We start from the raw sequence: 7748 nt of genomic DNA on the forward strand, positions 1-7748 counted from the left end.
TGCTAGAGTGAGGTTATGAGGATAGTTAGCTATCTAAAACATAGAATTTGCCTTATCAGGGAATTCAGATGAAAGGAGGGTGCTATATGGCCCATATGAATTTATTATCAGTAATGACAGGTGATGGTGGTTTAAACCGTTACTTGGAAGAAGTGCGTCGTTTTCCAATGCTTGAGCCAAAAGAAGAATATATGTTAGCTCAGCGTTACCGTGAGCATAATGATCTAAAAGCTGCGCATAGGCTAGTAACCAGCCATTTGCGTCTCGTAGCTAAAATCGCGATGGGATATCGGGGCTACGGACTTCCCATTGGGGAAGTCATTTCAGAAGGCAATGTTGGACTCATGCAAGCTGTTAAACGTTTCGAACCAGAGCGGGGTTTTCGTCTTGCAACCTATGCAATATGGTGGATTAAAGCGTCAATCCAAGAATATGTATTGCGCTCTTGGAGTTTGGTGAAAATGGGGACAACAGCTAATCAAAAGCGCTTGTTTTTCAACCTTCGTAAGTTAAAAAGTAAACTTCAAGCACTTGATAGTGGCGATCTCAATGCAGAACAAGTGAAAGAAATTGCAACCCAGTTGAATGTCACAGAAGATGAAGTTGTATCAATGAATCGTAGGCTTGGTGGTGACACTTCACTCAACGCACCAATTCGGACAAAAGAAGGAGAAAACAGCGAGTTACAAGATTGGTTGGTGGATGAATCTAACGATCAAGAACAAATTTTAATTGAAAAAAGTGAATTAGAAAATCGCCGTTCCATGCTCATAAATGCCATGGACAATCTCAATGAACGCGAAAAACGTATATTCAAAGCGCGTCGTTTAAATGATGTACCACTAACCCTAGAAGAACTCTCTGGTGAATTTAATATTAGTCGAGAACGAGTAAGACAAATTGAAATGCGTGCATTTGAAAAAGTACAAAACTCTATCAAAGATTCTACTTTATCTCAAAGTCAAGTGTAAAACCTAGAGTTAAGTATAAAGCCAATGGTTTGCACATTCTTTAAATGTGAAAATGAAAAAAAGCATGCCTTGGCTTTATACTTGTAAATTAGTCTATCGAATTCTTTACGTTATTGATATGTAAAGATTTAGTGAGTGTATTTGGTATATAATTGATAAAGACGGTCGTGGAAAATTCTTCACAGCTGTTTATTTTTTTGCATCTATGTTTTATTTTTTTGACCAAGAACTGTTAACTTATCTTGTTGTGCAAGCCATTGTCCAATAACTTCATTAAAAATAGACTTACCTGTTGGTCCTTTTGCAAAGGTTAATTCACTTATACGCCCATTTTTATCCGTTAACACCAAACGCATCCAATCTAATTCTCGCATCAATTGTAAATTTCGATCAAGAAATGGATGATTACCACTCAATGCGACAAGAAAAAAGTCATCGTTAATCTTTGCAGCAATGGTTCTTGTTAAAGCCTGTCCAATGGATTGTTCACTTGCTTTAAAGGTTAATGCTTGAACATTGCTTATAGCTTTACCTGAAAATTTATCCGAAAGAATAAAAATAAGGTCCATAATATATGAAGCAGGAAATGACTGATCGGTATTACGACGTAAAATTAACCGCAATGATATCCCTTCATCAGGAATTGTTATATCACCTTGTATAGTTGTTTCTTCTGGAGACCCCTTCACTTGAGACTCTTTTATAAGCGTCCAGCGAGCACTTCCCGTTGCTATCTTTTCTGCATCATAATTTGTACGTGCTTGATAGAAAACAGCTTCACCTGATTTTTCAAGCGATTGCAAATTGCTATCAACAACTGTTGAGAGTACTTCTTCATCCGAAGAATCTATCGCTTGTTTTAAACCAACATCAATTTCACTTCCATCCTCTAATAAGCGTTGTGTTAACTTTCTCTTAATTGGAAATGCCTTTGGTACTCTGTGAGAAGCTTGAAGATTTTCTTCTAAAAACTGATAATCATTTGATACAAATACACGCTCACCAACAAAAAAAATACCAACAATTAAAACAACAAAACTAACAACAAAAACAGCACTTATCACAATACGCCTTTGCACTAACGATTTATTAGCACGACGTAAAGCCTGAGAAAAAATGTGCGAAACAATATGCGGATTATCTTCCTGCGAAGGAGAAATCTTTAACACACTGCTATTAACATGCTGAGAAGGCACATCAGCCTCCATATTAACAGGCTCTGCATCTGGTATATCTGATACACAAAGCTCAACAAATACCTTGTTATCCTTTGAACGTGTAACAAAATCCTGCTTTCTTTTTATGTTTACCTCTGACAATTCATTATTCTTTGGTAATATAGTTTTTTTTGTAACTTTCTTATCTTCATTTATATTTGTGGGATTCCACCCAATAACTGAAGAAAGCCGTTTCTTTTCAACTGCTAAATATTCTCCTTCAACAGTTGCAATAGAACTTTGAAGAATCTTTCTTTGTTTATCCGCTATTGCTTGTGGTATTTTTGCTGTTACAAATTGATGTTCTAGTGTTTCGGTAGCCCGCTTATAAATCCGCTTACGCACTTGTGGTGTAATATTATTTTGTGCATTAATTGTCTTTTTTAAGATTCCAACGAAATCTACCATTTCCTCTATAATCTCTCTTAAACTGAGAAAAAATCAATAGTAAAGCCAAAAAACTTTATTTTAGCCTTCTAAATTGGTTGCCATTTAATATTGGTACAACATAATGTAAAATGAATATGAAAAATAAACAATGCTATTTTGCACCTTTCTCTTACGTGCTCTTAAAGACTTTTTTTGTAAAAAGATACAAAAATGAACAGAGAACATATATAGAAATCTAAAAACAATAATCAATTAACAAAGGGATCCGTAATAAGAATAGTATCTTCACGCTCTGGACTTGTGGATAATAAAGCCACTTTTGTATTAATCAGTTCTTCAATATAGCGTATATATTTAATAGCCTGCACTGGTAAATCTTCCCACCTCAATGCATGTGCTGTTTCTTTCTTCCAACCTTCTAATGTTGCATAAATAGGCTTCACCCGATCCTGAGCTCCCATGGAAGAAGGTAAATAATCAATCCTTTTACCATCAAGCTCATAACCAATACAAATTTTTATTTCATCCAAACCATCTAAAACATCAAGTTTTGTCAATGCTATACCTTGAACACCGCAAATTGTTACCATCTGACGTACTAAGACAGCATCAAACCAACCACATCGACGCTTTCGACCCGTTACAACACCAAATTCATGTCCACGCACTCCCAGAAATTCACCAATATCATTTATCTGCTCTGTCGGGAACGGCCCTTCTCCAACGCGTGTAGTATAAGCTTTTGCAATACCCAAAACATAATGGATTGCATCAGGTCCCATCCCCGAACCTGTACATGCTTGCCCAGCAACTGTATTAGATGACGTTACATAAGGATAAGTTCCAAAATCATTATCTAATAAAGCACCTTGCGCACCTTCAAAAAGAATGTGTTTACCTCCTCGATAACCTTCATCTAAAAGACGCCACGTACAATCCATAAAGGGCAAAATTTTATCCGCAACTTGCATCAATTCATCATAAAGCGCTTGAGAATCAATCTCTGCAACACCCATCCCACGACGCAAAGCATTATGATGCCTCAAAAGCCGCTCAATCTTAGCCATAAGTGTATCTTTTTCTGCTAAATCCATCACTCGGATAGCACGACGTCCCACCTTATCTTCATAAGCCGGTCCAATACCGCGCTTTGTTGTACCAATCTTTAAACCAGATAAACCGCTTTCTCGAATTGCATCAAGATCACGATGCAACGAAAGAATCAAAGGAGCATTTTCAGCAATACGCAAAATTTCTGGTGTGATTTTTACACCCTGATTACATAGTTTTTTTACTTCTGCAACAAAATGATGAGGGTCAACAACAACACCATTACCAATAATTGATAACTTGCCACGCACTAAACCAGACGGTAAAAGTGATAATTTATAACTGACTCCATCAACAACCAATGTGTGGCCAGCATTATGCCCCCCCTGATATCTCACCACGATATCTGCTCGCTCAGACAACCAATCTACAATTTTACCTTTGCCTTCATCACCCCATTGTGTACCGACAACAACTACATTGGCCATAACTTTCTCCGTCGTGTTTGGTCAAAAAAACCAGCATTCAAAAACAAACACTTCTTTATAACGAAACCTTAGAGCAAGTGCGACTCTTCATTTCAGATTTTTCTCAATCTTCAAGTGATTAAATTTTCAAATTTATGATAATAAAGATAAGCAAATACCAAAATATTTTAAATCTGTCATTTTTGCTACAAAAAGTAAAAAAATAGAGATTTTAATTTGTGCGTATCCAACACCTGACAGAGCATTTATTCCTCCTCTTAATCTTTTACAATTCATGTAATATTTAGAGGCTGTTTGTCTGATACAAGAATACGAAAGATCATCATAATCTCTCGTATCCTTTTTCTGTTTAAAAATACCCTGTGAAAATCACCAGTAATTATTTAAAGCTGTGCTTTTTCAACTTGGAACGCCCACTCAAGCCATTGTGTTAAAATTTCAAGATCGGAAGCCTCAATTGTTATACCCGCCCAAATTCGAAGCCCAGGAGGAGCATCGCGATACGAACCGATATCATAAGCAACCCCTTCCTCATCAAGACGCTTCACAACCGCTTTTATAAAAGATACTCGCTTTTCCGTATCCAAAGCAGTAATCACTGGATCCACAATATCTAAACAAATAGCGGTGTTAGAACGCACTTCAGGATCTTTTGCCAAATATTCTAACCATGGCGTTTTGCGAACAAAAGCATCAAGTACAGAAAAATTTTTCTCAACCCGTGCTCTTAATGCCGCTGCACCTCCTAGAGATTTTGCCCACTTCAACCCATCAAGGAAATCCTCAACACAAAGCATAGAAGGTGTATTGATGATCTTTCCTTTAAAAATATCTTCGTTCAATTTTCCATTTTTTGTCATATAGAAAAGTTGGGGCATAGGCCAAGCTGGAACATGATTCTCAAGCCTCTCAACAGCACGAGGACTTAAAATCACCATACCATGTGCAGCCTCGCCTCCCAAAACTTTCTGCCATGAAAAAGTAACAACATCTAATTTTGAAAAATCAAGATATTGCGCAAAAGCTGCCGATGTTGCATCACAAATGGTCAATCCAGCCCGCTTATGCGGAATGAAATCTGCATTAGGAATACGCACACCAGAAGTTGTCCCATTCCATGTAAAAACAACATCCCGATCAAAGTCAAGTTGTGTTAAATCTGGTATTTCACCATAAGGAGCTTCAAAACGACGCACATCAGAAAGCTTTAATTGCTCGACAACATCTTTATTCCACCCAAACCCAAAACTTTCCCACGCTGCCATATCAATGCCACGCTCACCTAATAGAGACCATAGAGCAGCCTCAACAGCACCGGTATCTGATCCTGGCATAATTCCTATACGATGATCAGAAGGAACCTCAAGAATCTCACGGGTTAAATTAACAACTTCAGCAAGTTTTAATTCTGCTTCTCTAGATCTATGTGAACGCCCAACTAATGCATTTTTAAGAACATCAAGAGTCCAACCAGGCCGTTTGCTACAAGGACCTGAAGAAAAATTAGTATTATTGGGACGATTACTTGGTTTTTGTAACATTATCATTATTTCTCCCCTTTTAGATGTTTTTCTTTCTTTATAAAGAAAAACAAATTATTATAAAGACTAATCAATAATCTTTTTAGAAAAAAGTCAAAAATATTGTCTATTATTGCGTATGCTTAAAATTCACGGAAACTTTATAAAAAATCTTTCTTAATCATGCCTCTCGATTGATTCTTTTAATTTTTTTTCGTATCATCACCACAATAAGACAGCATTCTAATAACAATACACTAAACTATCCAATATACCTATCAAATTTATTTTATGATAAAGATTCATTGATAACGCTCTAGAATAGGGAGATAAACTTATTAAAAAATCAATTATTTTTCTTTTGATGACTGGACAGAGAAAATTTTAATGTTATAACCGCAAACGCTTTATATTTTTTATGAAGCATGCCCAGATAGCTCAGTTGGTAGAGCAGCGGACTGAAAATCCGCGTGTCCGTGGTTCGAATCCGCGTCTGGGCACCACTTTTTGTGTTTAGCATATTGAAATATATAGATTTTTTCTTTAAATAGCCATTTTCAGACCACCTTTTAGACCACCTTCTACAGTTTATATAATTTTACCTAATTTGTTCTTATTTGCTCCTTATTTTTCTTTGGAGTGAAGGCTAAGATCTCTTTTTTTCTCCATCTCACTGCTCTCCCTAGCTTATATGGCTCCGGAAACAACCCCTGAAGCACCCAATTGCGAATCGTTGTTGTGGATACACTAAAAAGCTGTGCACACTCACGTGTCGTTACATATCTATCTCCATCATCAAATATCATCTCATTACCTTTCTCTTTTTTATATTAATTAAATGGGCGGGGGTGCTGGGAGGCATGTGGAGCACTCCAGTTTTTAAAAATCTGCAAGTTTATTTTTTAGAGGTGCTTAATTTCATATTTCCAATCAGGTAATTGAGTGAGAGCTAATGCGAGTTATCCTCTGTGACACATGCATACATTGGCTTCAAAACAGGTGATTGCAACGCGCTTTTTGTTTAAAAATATTTGATATAATTTGTTTATTGCACAAGAATTATTCTTGAGAGTTGTATTTTGATAATCTTCAAAAAGGCGGTCATAATCTTTTTGTGTTTTCAAATTTCTTCGTTTTTCAGAGGCAATTCCAAGTTCAGGCATATGCATATATTCAATATCAATGTTGTTTACAGCTTGCTCTAATTGTCTTTTCGAAAATCCGTGTTTTCTACTTATTGGATTTTTACGAACATCACATAAAGTTTTGATATTGTTTTCTATGAGACAACTAAGATAATTCTCAAGGGACCTACCTTCATAGCCAATGGTAAAAAAACAAAATTCCTCATCTTTAGCAGGCTGTATGATAATATGTTTAGTGTTACACACGTTTAATTTCCTTGGTAAATGGGTGGGAGTGCTGGGAGGAGAGAGCACCCCCATAGGTTTAAGCAGCTTTTGCCAAAATCTTTTGCATCTCTTGTTCTATTTCCCCTAAAAAGATTTCGACCGCTTTATTGATCTCTTCAATGTGTTTCTCATCACGGAGGACGCGTTTGATTTTCATTCTCAAACCAGTAGATTTGCCTACAAAGTTTGGATTATAGCTCATGAAATCACACCATTTGCGTCCAGTGCATGCCATTTGGAATTGCATCTGTGCGATATATTCAGGCTTGATTTCGTCATAAATAAAAAAACGCAAATGCGTGGTTGATTGTGGACATTTGACTTCTATTAAACCGTCCTCTCCAATCAACCCATCAGGACTAGCCCCCGCCATTTTCATTTTTGGGTGTGGGATAAACCCGCATCTTATGACATTGGTGTCATAAATGAATTCATATTCTCTCAAGGCATTCTCTTCATGTTCAATGCCCCATTGCATAGCAGGTGTTGTATAAGATTGGCTTATTTCCCCTATTAAGCGTTCTGTCATGAGTTTCGTTTTGTAATCTTCATATTTGCTTGTAGGCAAACCTTTTGCTGTCTTACTGAGTACGTTGTAAACGTTTGAAGCAGTGACTTTACCCAAGCGCGCTTGAAACCATTCTGCTGTTCTTTGTTCCATCTCACACCGCCGTTCCCTGTTCGTGTGGCGTTTCTATAT

General features: G+C 36.8%; 7 protein-coding genes and 1 tRNA gene. 2 read left to right on the forward strand and 6 right to left on the reverse strand.

Features of this window, described 5'->3' with window-relative positions; genetic code table 11:
• The first annotated feature begins 86 nt into the window (after positions 1-86).
• On the forward strand, positions 87-971 hold the full coding sequence (rpoH, locus tag ACFINZ_RS05745; RefSeq protein WP_375618560.1) for an RNA polymerase sigma factor RpoH: 885 nt from the start codon (positions 87-89) through the stop codon (positions 969-971).
• A 203-nt stretch (positions 972-1174) separates the two neighbouring features.
• On the opposite strand, the gene ACFINZ_RS05750 is transcribed toward rpoH, so the two are convergent.
• The 3 genes from ACFINZ_RS05750 to ACFINZ_RS05760 all read right to left on the reverse strand — a co-directional run bounded on the left by ACFINZ_RS05750 (position 1175) and on the right by ACFINZ_RS05760 (position 5663).
• Positions 1175-2596, reverse strand: a complete 1422-nt coding sequence (locus ACFINZ_RS05750) for a hypothetical protein (protein WP_375634870.1) — start codon at positions 2594-2596, stop codon at positions 1175-1177.
• A gap of 230 nt (positions 2597-2826) precedes the next feature.
• Positions 2827-4116: an adenylosuccinate synthase gene (locus tag ACFINZ_RS05755; RefSeq protein ID WP_375633506.1), complete on the reverse strand. Its 1290-nt coding sequence runs from the start codon at positions 4114-4116 to the stop codon at positions 2827-2829.
• Positions 4117-4499: 383 nt separating this feature from the next.
• Positions 4500-5663, reverse strand: a complete 1164-nt coding sequence (locus tag ACFINZ_RS05760; RefSeq protein WP_375613717.1) for a phosphoserine transaminase — start codon at positions 5661-5663, stop codon at positions 4500-4502.
• 400 nt (positions 5664-6063) lie between these two features.
• Here ACFINZ_RS05760 and ACFINZ_RS05765 point away from each other — a divergent pair.
• Positions 6064-6139: transfer RNA gene (locus ACFINZ_RS05765), tRNA-Phe, on the forward strand.
• Between the two features lie 99 nt (positions 6140-6238).
• On the opposite strand, the gene ACFINZ_RS05770 is transcribed toward ACFINZ_RS05765, so the two are convergent.
• The 3 genes from ACFINZ_RS05770 to ACFINZ_RS05780 form a co-directional block, all read right to left on the reverse strand.
• The gene (locus ACFINZ_RS05770; RefSeq protein WP_005865986.1) at positions 6239-6442 is read right to left on the reverse strand and encodes an AlpA family transcriptional regulator; all 204 of its coding nucleotides are present in this window, start codon (positions 6440-6442) and stop codon (positions 6239-6241) included.
• Positions 6443-6595: 153 nt separating this feature from the next.
• Positions 6596-7027, reverse strand: a complete 432-nt coding sequence (locus ACFINZ_RS05775) for a DUF488 family protein (protein ID WP_375642947.1) — start codon at positions 7025-7027, stop codon at positions 6596-6598.
• Between the two features lie 58 nt (positions 7028-7085).
• Entirely contained in the window at positions 7086-7709 is a 624-nt protein-coding gene (locus ACFINZ_RS05780; protein ID WP_375701222.1) for a lambda exonuclease family protein, read from the reverse strand.
• Between the last annotated feature and the right edge of the window lie 39 nt (positions 7710-7748).

It is taken from the genome of Bartonella sp. AA81SXKL, from assembly GCF_042196945.1.
In the GTDB taxonomy this organism is placed as follows: Bacteria; Pseudomonadota; Alphaproteobacteria; order Rhizobiales; family Rhizobiaceae; genus Bartonella.